This window comes from Mumia sp. (genome assembly GCF_028803055.1).
GTDB lineage: Bacteria > Actinomycetota > Actinomycetes > Propionibacteriales > Nocardioidaceae > Mumia.
The window spans coordinates 1-18,710 of sequence record NZ_JARBCJ010000049.1 but is presented as its reverse complement, the minus strand read 5'-3'; the positions used below and the strand labels follow the sequence as shown (position 1 = coordinate 18,710).

The 18,710-nt window shown below is 72.3% G+C and carries 17 protein-coding genes; 12 read left to right on the top strand and 5 right to left on the bottom strand.

Translation table 11 applies throughout. The annotated features are described in order from the left end of the window. Window positions 1-569, top strand: a 569-nt coding sequence (locus tag PV363_RS06950) for a pyridoxal-phosphate dependent enzyme (RefSeq protein ID WP_301021989.1), incomplete at its 5' end; no start/stop codon positions are given. Here the strand turns inward: PV363_RS06950 and PV363_RS06945 are convergent. Next, on the bottom strand, window positions 566-2,101 hold the full coding sequence (locus PV363_RS06945; RefSeq protein WP_301021988.1) for a glycerol-3-phosphate dehydrogenase/oxidase: 1,536 nt from the start codon (window positions 2,099-2,101) through the stop codon (window positions 566-568). The genes PV363_RS06950 and PV363_RS06945 overlap by 4 nt on opposite strands. Window positions 2,102-2,103: 2 nt before the next feature. Next, window positions 2,104-2,763 (bottom strand): TetR/AcrR family transcriptional regulator, encoded by a 660-nt coding sequence (locus PV363_RS06940; RefSeq protein ID WP_220345382.1) that lies wholly within the window; start codon window positions 2,761-2,763, stop codon window positions 2,104-2,106. Window positions 2,764-2,811: 48 nt separating this feature from the next. On the opposite strand from PV363_RS06940, the gene PV363_RS06935 reads away from it, so the two are divergent. Further along, a complete protein-coding gene (locus PV363_RS06935; RefSeq protein ID WP_301021987.1) occupies window positions 2,812-4,416 on the top strand; it encodes an FAD-binding oxidoreductase in 1,605 nt (534 codons plus the stop codon). Beyond that, window positions 4,413-5,297: a diacylglycerol kinase family protein gene (locus PV363_RS06930; protein ID WP_301021986.1), complete on the top strand. Its 885-nt coding sequence runs from the start codon at window positions 4,413-4,415 to the stop codon at window positions 5,295-5,297. The genes PV363_RS06935 and PV363_RS06930 overlap by 4 nt, the downstream gene beginning before the upstream one ends. A 33-nt stretch (window positions 5,298-5,330) precedes the next feature. Here PV363_RS06930 and PV363_RS06925 read toward each other — a convergent pair whose 3' ends face one another. Beyond that, window positions 5,331-6,929, bottom strand: coding sequence for an alkaline phosphatase D family protein (locus tag PV363_RS06925; RefSeq protein WP_301021985.1), 1,599 nt, complete (start codon window positions 6,927-6,929; stop codon window positions 5,331-5,333). A 106-nt stretch (window positions 6,930-7,035) separates the two neighbouring features. Here PV363_RS06925 and PV363_RS06920 point away from each other — a divergent pair, with 106 nt between their 5' ends. After that, complete coding sequence (locus PV363_RS06920) at window positions 7,036-7,590, top strand: hemerythrin domain-containing protein (protein WP_220342164.1); 555 nt, start codon at window positions 7,036-7,038, stop codon at window positions 7,588-7,590. 9 nt (window positions 7,591-7,599) lie between these two features. On the opposite strand, the gene PV363_RS06915 is transcribed toward PV363_RS06920, so the two are convergent. Beyond that, window positions 7,600-8,472 (bottom strand): 1,4-dihydroxy-2-naphthoate polyprenyltransferase, encoded by an 873-nt coding sequence (locus PV363_RS06915; protein WP_301021984.1) that lies wholly within the window; start codon window positions 8,470-8,472, stop codon window positions 7,600-7,602. Between the two features lie 61 nt (window positions 8,473-8,533). Between PV363_RS06915 and PV363_RS06910 the strand changes: the two genes are divergently transcribed. From PV363_RS06910 to PV363_RS06885, 6 genes are all read left to right on the top strand, one after another. Next, on the top strand, window positions 8,534-9,589 hold the full coding sequence (locus tag PV363_RS06910) for an AMP-binding protein (RefSeq protein ID WP_301021983.1): 1,056 nt from the start codon (window positions 8,534-8,536) through the stop codon (window positions 9,587-9,589). 128 nt (window positions 9,590-9,717) lie between these two features. Continuing rightward, on the top strand, window positions 9,718-10,692 hold the full coding sequence (locus PV363_RS06905; RefSeq protein WP_220342162.1) for a helix-turn-helix domain-containing protein: 975 nt from the start codon (window positions 9,718-9,720) through the stop codon (window positions 10,690-10,692). A gap of 124 nt (window positions 10,693-10,816) precedes the next feature. After that, window positions 10,817-11,488, top strand: a complete 672-nt coding sequence (locus PV363_RS06900; RefSeq protein ID WP_220342161.1) for a GAF and ANTAR domain-containing protein — start codon at window positions 10,817-10,819, stop codon at window positions 11,486-11,488. Between the two features lie 279 nt (window positions 11,489-11,767). Further along, complete coding sequence (locus tag PV363_RS06895; protein WP_220342160.1) at window positions 11,768-12,556, top strand: MerR family transcriptional regulator; 789 nt, start codon at window positions 11,768-11,770, stop codon at window positions 12,554-12,556. Further along, on the top strand, window positions 12,522-13,490 hold the full coding sequence (locus PV363_RS06890; protein WP_366525454.1) for an ABC transporter ATP-binding protein: 969 nt from the start codon (window positions 12,522-12,524) through the stop codon (window positions 13,488-13,490). Before PV363_RS06895 ends, PV363_RS06890 begins: the two co-directional genes overlap by 35 nt. A 65-nt stretch (window positions 13,491-13,555) precedes the next feature. Next, window positions 13,556-15,133: a hypothetical protein gene (locus PV363_RS06885; RefSeq protein ID WP_301021982.1), complete on the top strand. Its 1,578-nt coding sequence runs from the start codon at window positions 13,556-13,558 to the stop codon at window positions 15,131-15,133. Window positions 15,134-15,438: 305 nt separating this feature from the next. Here the strand turns inward: PV363_RS06885 and PV363_RS06880 are convergent, their stop codons facing one another. Next, on the bottom strand, window positions 15,439-15,885 hold the full coding sequence (locus PV363_RS06880; RefSeq protein WP_220364887.1) for a pyridoxamine 5'-phosphate oxidase family protein: 447 nt from the start codon (window positions 15,883-15,885) through the stop codon (window positions 15,439-15,441). Window positions 15,886-16,213: 328 nt separating this feature from the next. Between PV363_RS06880 and PV363_RS06875 the strand changes: the two genes are divergently transcribed. After that, window positions 16,214-17,140 (top strand): o-succinylbenzoate synthase, encoded by a 927-nt coding sequence (locus PV363_RS06875; protein WP_301021990.1) that lies wholly within the window; start codon window positions 16,214-16,216, stop codon window positions 17,138-17,140. Beyond that, window positions 17,137-18,710: 2-succinyl-5-enolpyruvyl-6-hydroxy-3-cyclohexene-1-carboxylic-acid synthase (menD, locus tag PV363_RS06870; RefSeq protein WP_301021981.1), on the top strand; the 1,574-nt coding region annotated here is incomplete at its 3' end. The genes PV363_RS06875 and menD, both read left to right, overlap by 4 nt.

Here is an 18,710-nt window from a genome sequence, read left to right as displayed (position 1 = left end):
AGATGAGCGAGGAGCCGCACCCCGTGCCGTCGTGGGTGGTGGTGGGTGCCGGGACCGGTGGGACGTCGGCGACGATCGGCCGCTACGTCCGCTACCGCCGGCACCCGACGCAGGTGATGGTCGCGGACCCCGAGAACTCCGCGTTCTTCGACGGGTGGGAGCTCGACACGTCGGACCACACCACCGGGATGCCGTCGCGCATCGAGGGGATCGGCCGGCCACGGGTCGAGCCGTCGTTCGTCGGAGGCGTCATCGACGACATGCTGCGCGTCCCCGACGCGGCCTCGGTCGCGGCGATGCGCTGGTGCACCCGGCGGCTGGGGCGAAGCGTGGGTGGGTCGACCGGCACGAACGTGTGGGGTGCGCTGACCGTCATCGAGCGGATGCGCGCCGCTGGGGAGTCGGGCAGCGTCGTGACGCTGCTGTGCGACTCCGGTGACCGCTACGCTTCGACGTACTACGCCGACGACTGGGTGGCGCAGCAGGGACTCGACCTGGCGCCCTACGAGGCGGTGCTGGCCGACTACGATGCGACCGGACGGTTCACGCCCGGCGCGGGCGGCGTCTAGCGGTCGGCCTCCAGGGCCGCCTCGGCGAACGGCAGCGCGATCTCTCGGTCGGCCGCCACGAGACCGACACGCGTCCGTCGGTCGAGCAGGTCGTCGACGTCCAGCGCGCCCTCGTGGCGTACGGCGAACCGCAGCTCGGCCGGCGTGGTCGCGATGTGCGGGGCGATCGGCTCGAGCAGGGTCGGGTCTCCCTCGGCGCCGGCGAGGACCGCGGCGGCCTCGGTCCCGTACCGGGCGACGAGCCGCTGCGGAGCGGGGATGTGCGAGAGCGTCACCCGATCGACGGCCCCCACCAGCGGGAGCGTCGTGGTCCGTGAGGGCCCGGCGGTGCGCCGCGTGGCCTCGAGTGCGGCGTCGACCGCGTCCTCGGCCATCCGGCGGTAGGTCGTCAGCTTGCCGCCGACGATGCTGACCAGGCCGTCGTCGGCCGTGAGCACGACGTGTCGGCGCGACAGGTCGGAGGTGCGTCCGCCCTCTCCGTCGAGGAGCGGGCGCAGGCCCGAGAAGGTGCCGACCACGTCGTCGCGGGTGAGTGGGCGCTCGAGCGCCGGCGACACCGTGTCGAGGAGGAACGCGATCTCGGACTCGGTGGCGACCGGGACGTCGGGGACGTCGCCGTGGACCTCCTCGTCGGTCAGGCCGACATACACGCGGCCGTCCCAGGCCGGCAGCACGAGGATGAACTGGTTCGTGGCGCCCGGCACCGGGATGGTCAGGCCCGAGGTGAGCCCGCCCAACGTCTCCGCCCGCAGGACGAGGTGGGTCCCGCGGCTCGGCCGCAGACGGACCCCGTCGGCGAGCGTCCCGGCCCAGACGCCCGCCGCGTTGACCACCATCCGGGCGTCGACCTGCATCGTGGCGCCCGTCTGCTCGTCGCGCAGCACCGCACCGGTGCCGCTGAGCTCGACCGCGCTCGTCCGTGTCAGGACCCGTGCTCCGAGGGAGGCCGCGGTCCGGGCGATGCCGACGACCAGCCGCGCGTCGTCGACCACCTGCCCGTCCCAGAAGACCAGGCCCCCGCGGAGGCCGTCGGCACGCATCGTGGGGGCGTAGCGCCGGACCTCGAGCGCCGACAGACGGCGGGAGCGGGGGAGGGTCCGGCTCGACGTCCCGGCCGCCTGACGAAGGGCGTCTCCGATCAGGTAGCCGGCCCGTACGGTCGCCGCGGTCCTGCGACTCACACCGTCCAGCAGGGGAAAGACGTTGGGAAGCGCCTGGACCAGGTGGGGTGCCGTGCGCTCGATGAGCACACCGCGCTCGACGGCGCTCCCGTAGGCGAGACCGACGTCACCGCTGCCGAGATAACGGAGCCCTCCGTGGACCAGCTTGGAGCTCCACCGGCTGGTCCCGAAGGCCAGGTCGTGCTTCTCGACCAGGGCGACCGACAGCCCTCGCGACGCCGCGTCCAGAGCGACCCCGGCCCCGGTCACGCCTCCACCCACGACGAGCAGGTCGACAGCGTCCCCCGAGGCCAGGTCGTCGAGCTCTCGGGCCCGACGGGCGGCGTCGAGCGAGGCAGGCGCGGTGTGCATCGTCAGTCCTCGCGGCGGTCGGGGGAGAGATAGCGGTCGAGCGCCTCGGCCAGCTGGTCGTCCAGTGCCTCGAGGGTGACTCCGCTGCCGGTGGCGGACGCTGTCACCGCCGGTGCGGTCATCGCGAACGACCACGCCAGCAGGAGGACCGTACGCGCCTGCAGGGCGACGTCGAGGGGACGGATCGATCCGTCGTGGTGCCCCTCTCGGAGCAGGTCCTCGAGCACCTGCAGCATGTGCGTGCTGGTCCTCCCCATGCGCTGGAACACGTAGGGCACGAGAAACTCGGGATCGGAGTCGACGATCGCGCGGTGGAGGGGATGGGCCCGGATGGTCGCGATGGTGGCGACGGCCGCGGCGACGACGCGTTCGCGTCCGGTCGGGAAGACGCGGTCGGCGGCCTCGGTCGCGACGGCCGTCCACTCGCGCGTGAGCAGCGCGGCGATCACTGAGTGCACGTTCTCCCAGCGGCGGTAGAGCGTCGCGCGGGCGACACCGGCGCGCGTGGCGATGTCGGCCATCGTGACGCGCTCGAGGCCGTTGTCGAGCAACGCGTCCGCGGCCGCGTCGAGGATGCGATCCTCGGGGATGGCCTTGCCGGAGTCAGCGGGGCGGGCACGCAGCCGCTCGAGCTCCGATCCGGCATTGAAACGCTTCGCCATAATGTGTTCAACTTAGCATGACATCGAGGGTGTCGAGATCGGAGAACCATGTCGGAGCTGGCACTGCCTGTCGTGGAGTTCGCGCCGGACCGGTGGGGCAATCCGGCCCACGCGACGGGGCTCTCCCCGGCCACCAAGGAGGCGCTCGACGCGCTCGGGGTGCGCCCCCGCAGCGTCGCGGTGGCCCCGGAGGACGTGGTGCTGCCAGGCCCGGCGGTGCCGGCCTCCGCCCGTACGGCGCTGGAGGCAGCAGTCGGGGCCGCGTACGTCAGCGACGAGGAGATGGACCGGCTGCGTCACACCCGCGGCTGGTCGACGCCCGACATCCTGCGCATGCGGGCCGGCGACGTCGCCGATGCGCCCGACCTGGTCGTGCGGCCGGGGTCGCACGACGAGGTGGTCCGCGTCCTGCAGGCCTGCTCCGAGGCAGGCGTCGCCGTCGTCCCCTACTCGGGCGGGACGTCCGTGGTGGGCGGTCTGGCTCCGGAGCGGGAAGGCTTCGCCGGGGTGGTGGCCCTGGACCTGGCCCGCCTGGACGCCCCGGTGGCGCTCGACCCCGTGTCGCGGACGGCGACGCTCCAGGCGGGGATGCGCGGCCCCCGTGCCGAGGAGCTGCTCCAGGCGGAGGGCTTCACGCTGGGGCACTTCCCGCAGTCGTACGAGGGCGCCTCGCTCGGCGGATACGCGGCCGCACGGTCGGCGGGCCAGTCCTCGGCCGGCGCCGGGCGCTTCGACGAGAAGGTCGTCGGGCTGGTCCTCGCCACCCCGCGAGGGACGCTGGAGCTCGGCACCGCGCCGAAGTCCGCATCCGGACCCGACCTTCGTCAGCTCGTCCTCGGCTCGGAGGGTGTCCTGGGCGTGATCACGTCGCTCACCGTCCGGGTCCGGCCCGTGCCGCGCGAGCGCGTGTTCGAGGGATGGCGGTTCCCGTCGTTCGAGGCCGGTCTGGAGGCGGTGCGCCGCCTGGCCCAGGACGGGCCGTTGCCCACCGTGCTCCGGCTCTCGGACGAGGCCGAGACCGCGATCAACCTCGCCGACCCGTCGGGCGGCCCCGCGCCAGGCGAGGGCGGATGCCTGGCGATCACCGGCTACGAGGGCGATCCGGAGGACGTCGCCGTCCGCCGCGGGCGTGCCACGGCAGTGCTTCAGGCGTGCGGTGGCGAGCCGCTCGGTCTGGAATCCGGCGAGGCGTGGCGGCGCGGCCGCTTCCATGGGCCCTACCAACGCGACCCCCTCCTGGATGCGGGCGCCTTCGTGGAGACCCTGGAGACGGTCACCTTCTGGTCGAACGTCCCACGTCTCAAAGCTGCGGTCACCGAGGCGGTGCAGGGGGCGCTCGGCGAGCAGGGCACCCCGGCGATCGTCCTCTGCCACGTCTCGCACGTGTACGAGACCGGGGCGTCCCTCTACTTCACGATCGCCTGCGCCCAGGCGGACGACCCGCTCGCCCAGTGGGCCCCGGCGAAGGCGGCGGCGAACGCCGCCATCCGCGCCGCAGGGGCAGCGATCAGCCACCACCACGGGGTCGGGACCGACCATCGTGCCCCGTACGCCGAGGAGATCGGGCCGCTCGGTGTGGAGGTCCTCCGTGCCGTCAAGGCGACGCTCGATCCGGCGGGGATCCTCAACCCCGGCGTCCTGGTGGCGCGATGAGCACCCGGCAGATCACCGCGCTGGTCAACCCGATCTCGGGACGGGGCGATTCCCAACGGGTCTGGGACCCGCTCGAGGAGCGCCTTCGAGCGGCCGGGGTCGACGTCGCGACCGTCGTCACGACCAGCGTGCACCACGTCGGTGAGGCGGCGTTCGAGGCGGCCTGCGCGGGCCGCGTCGTGGTCGCCGTCGGCGGAGACGGGATGGTGCGCGACGTGGGCGGTGGTGTCGTCCGGGGTGACGGAGTCATGGCGGTGGTCCCCGGTGGTCGCGGCAACGACTTCGCCCGAGGGTTCGGGATCACCGAGGACCCGGCGACGCTCCTCGAGATGCTCCTGCACGGGCCCGTGCGCCCGATCGACGTGCTCGACGCCGACGGCGTCGTGGTCCTGGGCAACGTCTACGTCGGGGTCGACTCGCGAGCGACCCGGCTGATCAACCGCATGCGCCGCTTCCCCGCGGTCGTCGCCTACCGGGCGAGCGGACCGCTGGCCATGCTCACGTGGCGGGCACCGACGTTCACGCTGACCACCGACGGCGGGACCCGCACCGTACGCGCGCACAGCGTGATCGCGGCGAACTCCGGCCGGTACGGCCGCGGGCTGGACATCGTGCCGTCGGCACGGGTCGACGACGGGCTCATCGACCTGCTGGTCGCGAGCACCGACGGCCTCGGACGCCGCCACATGGCCGCCTACATGGTCGAGGCAGGCACCGGTGCGCACGTGCGCCGCGATGCCGTCGACGTGGTGCGGACGCGTTCTGTCACGCTCGCCGCCGACGGACCGGTCCCCGTCGGCATCGACGGTGACGAGATCGGCGCGTTGCCGATCACCGTCCGCGTGCGTGCCGGCGCGTTGCGGATGGTGGTGCCGGTCTGAGCACACGCGTCGACGAACCTCACTCGGCTACGGCTACCGGCGGTGGGGCACCAGCGTCTTCGAGAACAGGGCGCCACCGTCGACGTCGCGGAGCGTGACCGTCAGGGCAGCCGTGTCGCCGTCGACCTCGACCTCCCCGAAGAACTGGAACCCCTCGGCGGGTGACGTATTCGCCCGTGGTGGTGCCGCCACGAACTCCGCACGTGGCCCGAAGGTCGCGTCGAGCGCGTTCGGGCCGAACGCCCCGGCGTTCAGCGGACCCGAGACGAACTCCCAGAACGGGTCGAAGTCCTGGTACGCCGCCCGGTCGGGCGAGTAGTGGTGCGCGGCGGTGTAGTGGACGTCGGCCGTCAGCCACACGTGGTTGCGGATGCCGGCACGCTTCAGTGCGGTGAGCACGGGAGCGATGTCGAGCTCGCGCCCCAGCGGTGCTCCCGGGTCGCCCTGGGCGATGCCTTCCTGCTCCGTCCCGTCCGGCACGACCAGGCCGACCGGGAGGTCGGCGGCGATCACCTTCCAGGTGGCACGCGACCTCTCGAGCTCACTGATCAGCCAGCGTGTCTGCTTCGCGCCGAGCACGCCTCCGTCGCGGAGGGTCTCCTTGTCGGCGGTGTTGGGGTCCTTGTGCGTACGCATGTCGAGCACGAACAGGTCGATCAGGGGGCCGAGGTGCAGGACGCGGTACACCCGTCCGTCGGGGTCGGGCGAGATCGGTGCTACCGGGATGTACTCGTGAAAGGCCCGCCGCCCCCGCGCGGAGAGCACGTCGACGCGCTTCTCGGTGTAGCGGGCGTCGGTCAGGAGCTCGCCGGGATACCAGTTGTTGGTCACCTCATGGTCGTCCCACTGCGTCACCTGCGGTGTCTCGGCGAGGAACCGGCGCCAGTTGTCGGCGAGCAGGTTGTAGCGGAACTGTCCTCTGAACTCGGCCAGGGTCTCGGCGACCTTCGTCTTCTCCTCCGTCACGACGTTGCGCCAGAGCGTGCCGTCGGGCAGCGTGACCGTCTCGCTGAGCGGGCCGTCGGCGTAGACGTTGTCGCCGCTGCAGAGGAAGAAGTCGGGGCGCCGTCGCGCCATCGCGTCGACGATGCGGAAGCCGCCGTACGCAGGGTTGACCCCCCATCCCTGCCCGGCGATGTCGCCGGACCACAGGAACCGGACATCCTCGCGTCGGCGCGACGCGGTCCGCAGGTGCCCGGTCTCCGGTGCGCTGGAGCGACGGGGATCGCGGAGGTCGACCGCGCGTACGCGGTAGAAGAGATCGGCGCCGGACGGGAGCCCGCGCACGGTGAAGCGGCCCGTGAAGTCGGTGTCGGGGGTGACGACCGGGCCCTGGACGGTCACGGACCTTCGGAACGAGCGGTCTCGGGCGATCTCCGCGACGAGACGGGACGGTCGGTCGGCCCGGGACCAGAGCGTCGCCTGACGGGTCAGGACGTCACCGGCTTGGACGCCGTGGGTGAGGGCTGGGCGGTCGCCACGGACCAGGGCGGCAGCGGAGCCGGAGGTCGCGCGAGCGGTGGTGACGGAGGCGGGTACGGAGCCGAGGACGGCGGCTCCGGCTCCGACGACGGCCGCGCCCCGCAGGAGGGTGCGGCGGCCGAGCTGGGGTTCGGGCGGGGTCTGGGTCATGCAGACACGGTCGCGGGCCCCGGCGAACGCCAGGTGACTCCACGGCGAGATGCAGGGGGCGGGCTCGTGACCGGCGCGGGGGCGCCGGGCCGTCTACGTTGGCGCCATGCCAACCACAGCCATCGACCTCGGACGTCCCGTCTCCGGCGACGTCATCGACCTCATCCTCGACGACCACCGGCGCTTCGAGGATCTCCTGCGGCAGCTCCGCGACGCCAGCGCCGACCGTGACGCCGTCAGGAAGGCGTTCGCCGCCCTGCACGTCGCCCACGCGGAGGCGGAGGAGAAGAAGGTCTACCCGACGCTGCGGCGCCGCGACGCGATCGGCGCGCACGAGGAGGAGCACGGCGAGGAGGAGCACGCCGAGGGCAACCAGGCGCTGCTGGCCGTGCTCGAGCTCGTGGCCACGGACACGCAGGCCTTCGACGACGCGGTCGAGGAGCTCGCGCGGGTGGTCAACCACCACCTGACCGAGGAGGAGCTGACGATCCTCAACCCGGCGCGCGAGGCGGTCGCCGAGAAGGTGAGGCACGACCTCGGTGAGGCGTTCGCCCGTGAGCGCAACGCCCAGGTCGACGCCGACTGCGGCCGGATCGACAACGTCCGTGAGCTCGTCGCGCGTGCCGAGAAGGAAGGGCTCCTCGACGACGACGAGGAGTGACCGGAGGGATCAGCCTCCGATCGCCAACCCGACCGCCACGCCGACGGCGAGGACCAGCTCGGCGATCCCGGTGTCGCGCAGCGTGGGCACGAGGGCCAGGCCCCGCTCGCCGCGCGCCACCGGGGTCGCGGCCCGCAGCGCCCAGGGGAAAGCGAGGAGACCCAGGAGCGCCGAGGGCGTGTACGAGGCCAGCCACCACACGGTGACGAGGGCGATGACGAGCAGGACGACGTAGAAGATCCGCGTCCCCCGGTCGCCCAGCACGACGGCGAGGGTCCGCTTGCCGGTGGCGGTGTCCGTGGGGATGTCGCGCAGGTTGTTGGCGACCAGGATGGCGCACGCGAGCGCGCCCACACCGATCCCCGCGGCGAGGCTGGGCCAGGTGAACGCCCCCACCTGGACGTAGGTGGTGCCCATCACGGCGACGAGTCCGAAGAAGACGAAGACGCTCACCTCGCCGAGTGCGTGGTAGCCGTACGGCCGAGAGCCCCCGGTGTAGAACCACGCCGCCGCGATCGCGGCGACGCCGACGAGGACCAGCCACCACCCTGAGGTCGCCGCCAGCAGGAGTCCGAGGAGGCCGCCGACAGCGAAGCAGACGAGTGCGGCCCGCTTGACCGTCGCAGCGTCGGCCGCACCCGAGCCGACCAGGCGCAACGGGCCGACCCGGTCGTCGTCGGTGCCCTTGACGCCGTCGGAGTAGTCGTTGGCGTAGTTGACGCCGACCTGGAGGGCGAGCGACAGCAGCAGGCAGACGGCGGCCTTCCACCAGACGGCCTCGCCGGCGTACAGTGCGGCTCCGGTGCCGGCGACGACAGGGGCCACCGCCGCCGGGAGTGTGCGGGGCCGGGCGCCTTCGATCCACTGCGATGCTGTTGCCACGACCGCCCATCCTCCCACCCGGGCCGCGTCGTCGCGTCGAGGGGTTGGTTAGCGTGGGTGCGTGACGGAACGATCCCTTCGTCCGGTGAGCGGCTCCGCGCGGGAGGTCCAGGCGGCGCTGGAGGCCTGGCTGACCGCGCAGGCCGAGCCCGCACCGCTCACCATCCGCACCTCGGGCTCCACCGGCCGACCCAAGGACGTGCTGCTCTCCCGTCGCGCGGTGACAGCGTCGGCGCGCGCCACCCACGCTCGTCTGGGCGGGCCCGGGCAGTGGCTGCTCGACCTGCCTCCGCAGTACGTCGCCGGCGTCCAGGTCCTCGCCCGGTCGGTGCTCGGGGGCACGCCGCCGGTGGTGGCGTCCGAGCACTCCGGCCTGGAGGCGGCGATCGGGGCGATGACCGGCGAGCGCCGCTACGCCTCGCTCGTCCCCACCCAGCTCCACCGGCTCGCGGAGGCAGGGCGGCTCGATCTCCTCGCCAGGCTGGACGCGGTCCTGGTCGGCGGGGCCGCGCTCGATCCGAGCCTGCGGGCGCGGGCCGCGGAGGCCGGGGTGCGGGTCGTCCGGACGTACGGGATGAGCGAGACCGCCGGTGGGTGCGTCTACGACGGCGTGCCGCTCGACGGGGTCGCCGTGCGCATCGACGTCGATCGACGGATCTGGATCGGCGGCGCCGTCCTCTTCGACGGGTACGACGGCGACCCCCGGGCCACGGCCGAGGCGCTGCAGGGCGGCTGGCTCCGGACTCATGACCTGGGCCGGCTCGACGACGACGGGCGGCTGACCGTCCTCGGCCGGGTGGACGACGTGGTGATCTCGGGTGGGGTCAACGTCGCCCTCCCTCGTGTCGCCGAGGCCGTGCGTGGCCTCGAGGGGGTCGCGGAAGCCGAGGCCGTCGGCGTCGCGGACGACGAGTGGGGACAGGTCGTGGTGGCGGTCGTGGCGCCAGCGGCCGGCTCCGTCGCACCCGCCCTCGAGGCGCTCCGCGACGGGGTGGAGGCCGCCGGGCTGCCTCGTTCCTGGGCCCCGCGTCGCGTCGTCGTCGTCCCGGAGATTCCCGTCCTCGAGCACGGGAAGGTCGACCGGTTGGCCGTCCGCCGACTGGCCGAGAAGCGCTGATCTGCCGAGGGCCTTCACAGATCGGTGGTTTCGCCCCCTAGACTGGCGGCGTAGCTGAGGTTCAAAAGCGTGCCCAGCGCGTGATCTGCCGTGGCGAGGTCTGTCGCGGCGAAGCTGGGAGGTTTGATGTGCCCGACCTTGGCGACCCCGTACGACGGTCCCACCTCCGCACGATCGATGCCGAGCTCGGCCGTGAGGTTCTCGACCACGCCTACGGCAGCAACCTGCGGCTGACAGGCGATCTTCGACACGTCGGCTTCTCGCGCGCCGACACCCGCGACTTCGCGCTGGACCACGTCGACCTCGGTGCCGACATCAGCTATGACTGCGACCCGCTCGGCTACCTCACGATCCTGGAGGGGCGGCGAGGCTGGGCGGAGTATGTCCGCGGCGGCACGACCGACCAGGCCGGCCCTGGGGACCTGGTCATGGTCGCAGGACCCGGCGACGCCTGCACCGGTCGCTCGAGCGATCTCGCCGTGCGCGGCATCAGCCTGCGCTGGGACCTGATGACCAGCGCCACGCGTGACCTTCGTGGAGACCGACCGACGGCGCCGATGCGCTTCACCCGCTACCGACCCGCTGACCGCGCCGCGGTGCTCCACTGGCGCAACCTCGTCGACTACGTCGAGGATCTCCTGGCCGACGGCCAGGAGATCGTCTCGGCGCGATCGCTCGATGCCGTCGGCCGTCTGCTCTCCCGTACGGCGCTGATCATGTTCGGGAGCGACTCGATCGCCGAGGAGACGATGCGCGACGAGGCCCAGGACCGCCGTGACGCGTCAGAGCACGCGGTGAACCGTGCCATCGCCTTCATGGAGGAGCACGCCGACACCGAGCTGAGCGTGGCCGACATCGCCGACGCCGCTCGCGTCACGCCGAGGTCGCTCCAGATCGCCTTCCGGCGCCACCTCGGGACGACGCCGATGGCCTACGCGCGCCGGGTGCGGCTCGACCACGCGCGCCGCGACCTCCTCGCGGGGCGCGACGGTGACACGGTGACGGCGGTGGCGTCGCGCTGGGGCTTCCACAACCACGGCCGGTTCGCCGCGGAGTACCGCGAGCTGTACGGCGAGAACCCGGGAGACACCCGTGCTCGATGAGACCCGGCTCACCCCCGACGCGCATAGTGGCCGGGCCGCCTTCGTTCCGCGGCTGTCGGGAGGGGACCCCCAGCGCACACACTCAGATGTGATCATCAATCGGCCCGCAGGCGCGCTTCATGATATGGCGACAGCGGCCCGCGACATCTCGGCGGCAGAGACGGTCGACGCAGCAGCCGCTCAGTCCGTGCAGTTCGTCGCCTCCTACATCGACGGATGCGTGGCAGCCGGCATCACGATCGCCTATCTCCACACCTTCGACACCCTCGCCGCCAGCGACTCCCTTGCGCGTCGCGGTGACGAGCTCCAGGCCGAGCTCGGGCAGGGCCCTTCGCTCGATGCGGTCGTGGACGTCCCCACGATCTATTCGCCCGACCTCGCCACGGATCCGCGCTGGCCGCTCTGGGGGCCACGTGCGGTCGAGGAGCTCGGGATCCGCAGCATGGTGAGCTATCGGTTGTTCACCAGCGCCGAGACGATCGGTTCGCTGACGCTGTACGGCAAGACGCTGGACCCGTTCGACGTGGAGGCGCGCGAGCTCGGCTATGTCGCCGCGACCCAGATCGCCGTCGTGCTCGCCACCACGCGCAAGGAGCAGAACTTCCGGTCCGCCCTGGCAGGCCGGGTGGCGATCGGGCAGGCCCAGGGCATCCTCATGGAGCGTTTCGGGCTCGAGGGCTATCAGGCGTTCAACGTCCTGCGACGGTCCGCGATGAGCCGTGACGTCCCGCTCCGGGAGGTCGCGGAGGAGCTGATCGAGACGCGTCAGATGCCCCGGGTCGCCGACGAGGACTGACCGGTCCTCGGTGCGGTTCGCTCGTCTCCGCGATCTGGCTTCATGGCGCGTCCGCCAACTCAACCGCGCGCGGGGTGAACGACGAGCGGATCACCGACAACACACTCATCTGCGTCGCGATCGACCTTCTCCTCCAGCGCCGCGCCGACCCGTGCGGCAGCACACTGACAGACGCCCGCAATCTCGTTCCGATCCGTAGGGCCGCACGGGCCCGGCAGTCTTGTGCGAGGGCTCGCCGGGACTTGCTGTGACGTAGCGTCACAGCGGCATGCTGGTGGCATGCGGGTGAGAGACGCGGCAGACCTGGCCGGAGTGAGCGTGCGGACGGTGCGCCACTACCACGCCTGTGGGCTGGTCCCGGTGCCGCCCACGGTGGGTGGGGTGCGTGACTATGGCTTGGAGCATGTAGCGCGGTTGATTCGGGTTCGGTGGCTGGTCGAGTCGGGTCTGAGCCTGGCTCGGATCGCCGATCTTCTGGCTCCCGAGCCCAGCCATCCCGGGGCCGGGGTGGGTGACCTGCGTGAGGCATTGGCGACGTTGGATGCGCGGCTGGTGGAACTGGCCGATCGGCGTGAGCGGCTGGCGCGGCTGCTCGAATCGGTGCTGGCGGGTGGCGCGCTGACACCGCTGCCGAACGTGGTCGCGGACTTCTACGACGACCTCGAGGCACGCGCGCCCGACGCGGGCACCCGACGTGCGATCAACGCAGAGCGGGACTTCTTGGAGTTGGCCTACTTCCGCGGCGAGGTGCCGTCGGAGGCGGAGGCACTGTTCGCGGGTACGCCGGAGCTGATGCAGGAGGCGATGGCGGCCTTCGCGGAGTCGCTGACTGCAGCGGAGCTCAGCGATGAGGAGGTCGACGCGTTCGCCGCGGCCAACGTCGCGCGGATGAAGCGGCGGGTGGGCGGCCGGACTCCCGAGATCGTGGCGTCGATCGATCTCGACGTCGTGGCTCGCCTCTATGCGCTGTTCGAGGTGACGAGCGACGAGCGCGGTCGGCGGATCGGGGCGGCCATGCAGCGCCACCTGACCCGTGAGATCGAGAGCGGGTGGACCAGTGCGGAGTGAGGTCGTGAGCAGTCAAGAGGCCGTCGTCGTCGAGGGGCTGGTCAAGACGTTCGGCGACTTCCGTGCCCTGGATGGGCTGGACCTTTCGGTGACCGCTGGCGAGGTCCATGGGTTCCTGGGCCCGAACGGCGCCGGGAAGAGCACCGCGATCCGGATCCTGCTCGGCCTGTACCGGGGGACCTCGGGGCGGGTCCGCGTGCTGGGGCTGGACCCGGGGGTGGACCCTGGCGCGGTGTGCCGGCGGACGTCGTATGTGCCCGGTGAGGTGTCGTTGTGGCCCAACCTGACCGGTCAGGAGGTGCTCGACGCGCTCGCCGGGCTCCGCGGCGCCTACGACGGAGCCGCCGAACGTCGGCTGGTGGAGGCGTTCTCGCTCGATCCCACGCGCCGGGTGCGGACCTACTCCAAGGGCAATCGCCAGAAGGTGATGTTGGTTGCGGCCTTCGCCGCCCGGACGGACTTGCTTGTGCTCGATGAGCCGACCTCTGGGCTGGACCCGCTGATGGAGGAGGTGTTCGCCGCGTGTGTGCGGGAGGCCGCCGACGCGGGCCGGACCGTACTGCTGTCCAGCCACATCCTCAGCGAGGTGGAGCACCTGTGCGAGCGGGTCACGATCATCAAGGACGGGCGGCTCGTGGAGACCGGGCGGGTCGAGGAGTTGCGCCACCTCGCCTCCTCGACCATCGGTGCCGTCGTCCCCCTCGGCCTGCGGCACCGGCTCCCAGGCGAGCTGGCGAGCCGCCTGGATGGAACCGGCGCGACCACCGACGTCGAGGTTTCCTGGACCGGTGATCGGGTCTCGATGCGGGTCGAGGTGAGCGAGGTCAACGAGGTGCTGCTTGCTCTCGTGACGCTTGGGGCGACCTCGATCACGTGCGAGCCGGCCACGCTGGAAGAGTTGTTCCTGCGCCACTACGCGACGGCCGCCCGGTGACGGGCACGCTCGCCCAGGACCCGGGGGTACGAGCGCCATCGCGTACGACACGCGGGACACTCCGGGTGGCGTGCCTGCTGTGGCGCCGTCACCGCACCTGGACGGTGGCCTGGCTGTCGGTCACTGGCGGCCTCGCCGCGGCCGCCCTGCCCGGCTACGCCTCCACCTACGCCGATGCGGACGCCGCCCGGGAGGCCCTGGCCCAGGTGCGCCATGACCCAGCCACGCTGTTTCTCTATGGCCGGCTCGGCCAGGCCGGAACCCCGGCCCAGGTGTTCGCCTGGGAGCTGGGCACGTTCCTGACGATGATCGCCGCGGTCATGGCGATCCTGCTTGCCGTCCGGCTCACCCGAGCCCTCGACGAGGACGGCTCCCTCGAACTGCTGCTGTCCACCGGCCACCAGCGCCGCGACGTTGCCCGCGCCGCGATGGTCGTGCTCGTCGGGGTCGGCGTCGGGCTCGGGGTGGCATGTTTCGCGGCGACCGCGGCATACGCCGGCCGTGTCGACGGGGTGGACGTGGTCGGTGCAGCAGTTCTCGGCCTGGTGGTCGCGCTCACCTTCCTCCTGGTCGGGCTCCTCACAGGGGTGCTGGCACTACTGCTGCCGACCACGTGGAGCGCCCGGGCCGCGGGTGGGCTGGCGGTGGCGGTGGCGGTGGGGGTGCGTGCGGTCGCCGACGTCGAGCACGCGCCCGCGCTGCAGTGGGTGGCGCCGATGTCCCTGCGTGCGCTGGCGCAACCCTTCGACGGCGACCGGGTGTTGGCGCTCCTGCCGGCAGCCGTGGAGGCTGCCGTGCTCGGCTGGCTGCTCCTGCGCTTGGCCACCTCGACCGAGGTCGGTGCCAGCCTCGTCCGGCTCCCGCAGCGCACGGGCGCCCGGCTACCGATCACCGACGTCACAGGACTGGTGCGGCGCCTTGACCGCCGTCGGCTCATCTGGTCCGGGCTGCTGATCACGGCCGGCGCCGCGATGTTCACCGGCCTCGGCAGCGGAGCGATCGCCAACATGCGCAGCGGTCGCATCGACGGCGGGTTCCTGGGCGCCCAGCTCTCCGGGCGCGATCCCGCCGCCGCCTATTTCGCGTTCGACGGCACGGTCACTGCCCTGGTGGTGGCCGCGGTCTGCGTCACCGTGGTCGTGCAGGCGGCCGCCGACGAGCGCGCCGGGCTGGCCGAGCACGTGCGGGCTACCGGAGCGGCCCACTCAGCCCTGCTGCGGGCCTACGTCGTCGTGGCCTCCGTCGCCTCCCTGGTCACTCTCGCGCTGAGTGGAACGGTCTCCGCGATGGTCGGTCACGGGCTCATCGGCGGTCCACATGTGGCCCGCGACGCCTTCAGCCAGTCGATCGAGCAGTGGCCCGCCGTAGCGCTCGTCATCGGTCTCACCGCTCTCGTCGTCGCCGCAGCACCCCGAGCCGCCTGGTCCGCCTGGCTTCCACTCCTCGCCGGCGGCGGACTCACCCTGCTCGGCAAGCAGCTCCAGGTTCCTCCACGCGTCATCGACCTCAGCATGTTCGGCCACACCTCGGCGGGTGTCGCCTCCAGCACCCGCCCCACGGCCCAACTCATGCTGCTCGCCCTGGCCACTGTCGCGCTCACCGGAGCCCTGATCCTCATGCGGCGGCGGGACCTCGCCGCCTGACTGACTGCTCATCCCAGCCCGGTGCTCCGCGCGGCGCATAGGCGAAGGGGCGCGTTCCCTGGTCGCCATACCCCGAGCTTCCTGCCGATGCACCGTTCCTCTCCCTCCTCCGCGCGTGCCCTCAGACAGCCTGGTGACGCGAGGCCAGCAACCGCGTGCAGCCGTCCGGCGCTTCGGTGAGTCCTCGTTGGAGATGATCATGGCCGAGAGGACCGACGTCTAACAGGCTGTGACCCTATTGCGCGGACGGCGTCGGGACACATACCAAGCGGCGTCAACGCTCACCTGGGCTAAAACCTTGTGGCTTACCGCCGCCGAATCGAAATGCCACGGCCTGGGTGCCAGGACTGAATCTCCAACCCGCCGTTGGCGAGATGGGTGAAGACGACCTCGCTGATATCGAGGCGGAATCGGTGCCCCGAACCGCCCGACTCCAGGTCGTTCACCTCCACGGCGGTTCCGGCGAGCTTGGCCTCTCCTGTCCACCGTGAGTGATCCTCCTCGGGCGGGTCCACCGAGGGCGAGTGGAGGGCGAACCGCCCGTCTCGCCGGAGGTCGAGAGCCTTGACCGCGTTCGGCATGCTACCCAGCCAGACGTTGCCGTCGCTGAACTCGACCTCGGTGCCGCTGATCCGTGGCGAGCCGTCCTTGCGGAGTGTGGCCAGGGTGCAGTGTTTGCGGATGTCGAAGCACCGCCGGACCGCCTCGACAAGCTCCGGCGCCTCGGCGGCGAAGCTCTCCCATGTCGTCATGGTCGTGAATCACGCTCCCCTCTGCTGAGCACGAGAGTAAATGAATGAATCACGCGGGGAACGGCCGTCCCCGGACCCAGAATCGAAACAAGCCGGCCCAAGAGGACCTCCTGACCGTGACCGACGAGGCCCGCGGCGCGGTCGACCAGACCGAGCATGCAAGTCGCGTCGCAGCAAGGGTGTCTCGCAGGCGATCCCGTCGTCGTAGAGGTTGGCTACCAGTAGTACGGCCGGTCGCCGACGAGGACTGACCGGTCCCCGGTGGGTCACCCGATACCGTGGCGACGTGAGTGACCCCGACCTGGCCTGGATCCCGTACTCGACGCCGATGCGCACCCGCTTCCGTGGGATCACCGTGCGGGAGGGCATGCTCGTCCGCGGGCCGGCGGGCTGGGCAGAGCTCAGCCCCTTCTGGGACTACGACGCCGTGGTCTCCCACGCCTGGTACACGGCCGCCCTGGCGAGTGCGACCCGGCCCTGGCCCGCGGCGGTGCGCGACGTCGTCCCCGTCAACTGCACGGTCCCCGCACTGAGTCCCGAGGCGGCGCAGGTGTTGGTCCGCGCGGGACACGGCTGCCGTACGGCGAAGGTCAAGGTGGCCGAGCCCGGTCAGACGCTGGCCGACGACGAGGCGCGGGTGGCCGCGGTCCGCGACGCGCTCGGCCCCGGCGGCGCGGTGCGCGTCGACGCCCACGGTGCGGGGTCCCTCGACGACGCGGTCGAGGCCCTGGCGGTGCTCGACCGGGCCGCCGGCGGGTTGGAGTACGCCGAGCAGCCCTGCCGCACGGTCGAGGAGCTGGCGGCCCTCCGCCGGCGCACGCACGTGCCGATCGCCGCCGACGAGTCGATCCGTCGTGCCGACGACCCCTATCGCGTGGCCCAGCTCGAGGCGGCCGACATCGCTGTCCTCAAGGTGCAGCCTCTCGGCGGTGTCGAGGCCTGCCTGGAGATCGCCGAGCGGATCGGCCTGCCCGTCGTCGTCTCCAGCGCGCTCGAGACCTCGATCGGCATCGCGGCCGGGGTGGCGCTCGCCGCGGCGCTCCCCGAGCTGCCGTACGCCTGCGGTCTGGGCACGGTGACCCTGCTCGAGCACGACGTGGTCGCCGACCCGCTCGTCCCGCGCGGCGGTGTCCTTCCCGTGGTCCGCCCGGAGCCGTCGGCGGAGTTCCTGGCGGTGGAGCCCGATCCCGACCTCGCGGTCCGGTGGGCCCAACGCCTGGAGCAGATCCGTATCCTCCCGGAGGGCGTCCGATGAATCCGTCCACCGCGCTGGGGCGCGTCCTCGTCGACGAGCTCGCCCGGTCCGGGGTCCGTGACGTCGTCCTCTCGCCGGGCTCCCGATCGGCGGCCCTGGCCCTCGCTCTGCACGCCGCCGACGCTCGCGGCGAGCTGCGGCTGCACGTACGGATCGACGAGCGGAGCGCGGGCTTCCTCGCGCTCGGCCTCGCCAAGGGGTCGCACCGCCCCGTCGTCGTGGTGACGACGTCCGGCACCGCGGCCGCCAACCTGCACCCTGCCGTCCTGGAGGCGGCGCACGCCCGCGTGCCGCTGATCGCGATGACGGCCGACCGCCCCGCGGAGCTGCGGGGTACGGAGGCGAACCAGACCACCGACCAGGTGAAGCTCTTCGGTGACGCGGTGCGGGCGTACGTCGAGGTCGCCGCGCCGGACGTCGTGCCGGACAGCGCCGCGCCGTGGCGGGCGGCGGTGTCCCGGGTCGTCGCTGCGGCGGTCGGGCGTACGGGGGAGGGGCCGATGGCACGGCCCGCCGGCGGCCCGGTGCACGTGAACGTCGCGTTCCGCGAGCCGCTGCTCCCGGACCCCGACGACGTCGCCACGAGTCTGCCGCAGGCCCTCGCCGGGCGACCGGGCGGAGCTCCGTGGCGTGCGCCGATGATGGAGTCGCCGCCGCTGCCGGGCGTGCTGCCGCTCGGCCCGCGCACGGTCGTGGTGGCGGGAGACGACGCCGGACCACCGGCGCGCCTCCTCGCGGAGGAGGCCGGCTGGCCGCTCTTCGCCGAGCCGTCCTCGGGAGCGCGGACGGGCACGCACCCCATCGCGACCTACCGCCTTCTCCTGGGCCTGCCCGAGCTGGCCGAGCGGATCGAGCGCGTCGTCGTGCTCGGCCGGCCGACGCTGTCGCGTCCGATCACCCGGCTGCTGTCGCGACCGGACGTGGAGGTGGTCGTCGTGGGGGCTTCGCCGTTCCCCGACCCCGGCAACCGGGTCGCTGCGGCGTACCCCGCCGTGCGGGTCGACGGGAGCGACGACCCCGGGTGGCTGGAGGAGTGGCGCCGCGCGGACGTGGCGACGCTGACGGCGGTCGAGAAGGTCGTGCTGGACGGCGGTGAGCTCAACCCGTGGCAGGTCGCGCGTACGGTCTCGGGGGCGGTCAAGCCGGGCGACCTGCTGGTCGTCGGCTCCTCCAACCCGATCCGCGACCTCGACCTCATGGCTCTGCCGTACCCGGTCGGGGAGCGTCGGATGGTGATGGCCAACCGGGGTCTCGCCGGCATCGACGGCGTCGTCTCGACCGCGATCGGTGCCGCACTCGGTCGTCGGCCGTCGCACGCGCTGGCCTACATGGGGGACCTCACGTTCCTCCACGACAGCAACGGCCTCGTGATCGGCCCCGACGAGCCGAGGCCCGACCTCACCATCGTGGTCGCCTCCGACGACGGCGGCAGCATCTTCTCGACGCTGGAGCAGGGCGGCGCGCCGTACGCCTCCGCGTTCGAGCGGGTCTTCGGGACGCCGACCCGCGTCGACATCGGGACGCTCTGCCAGGCGATGGGCGTGGATCACCGCCTCGTGACCACGTCCGA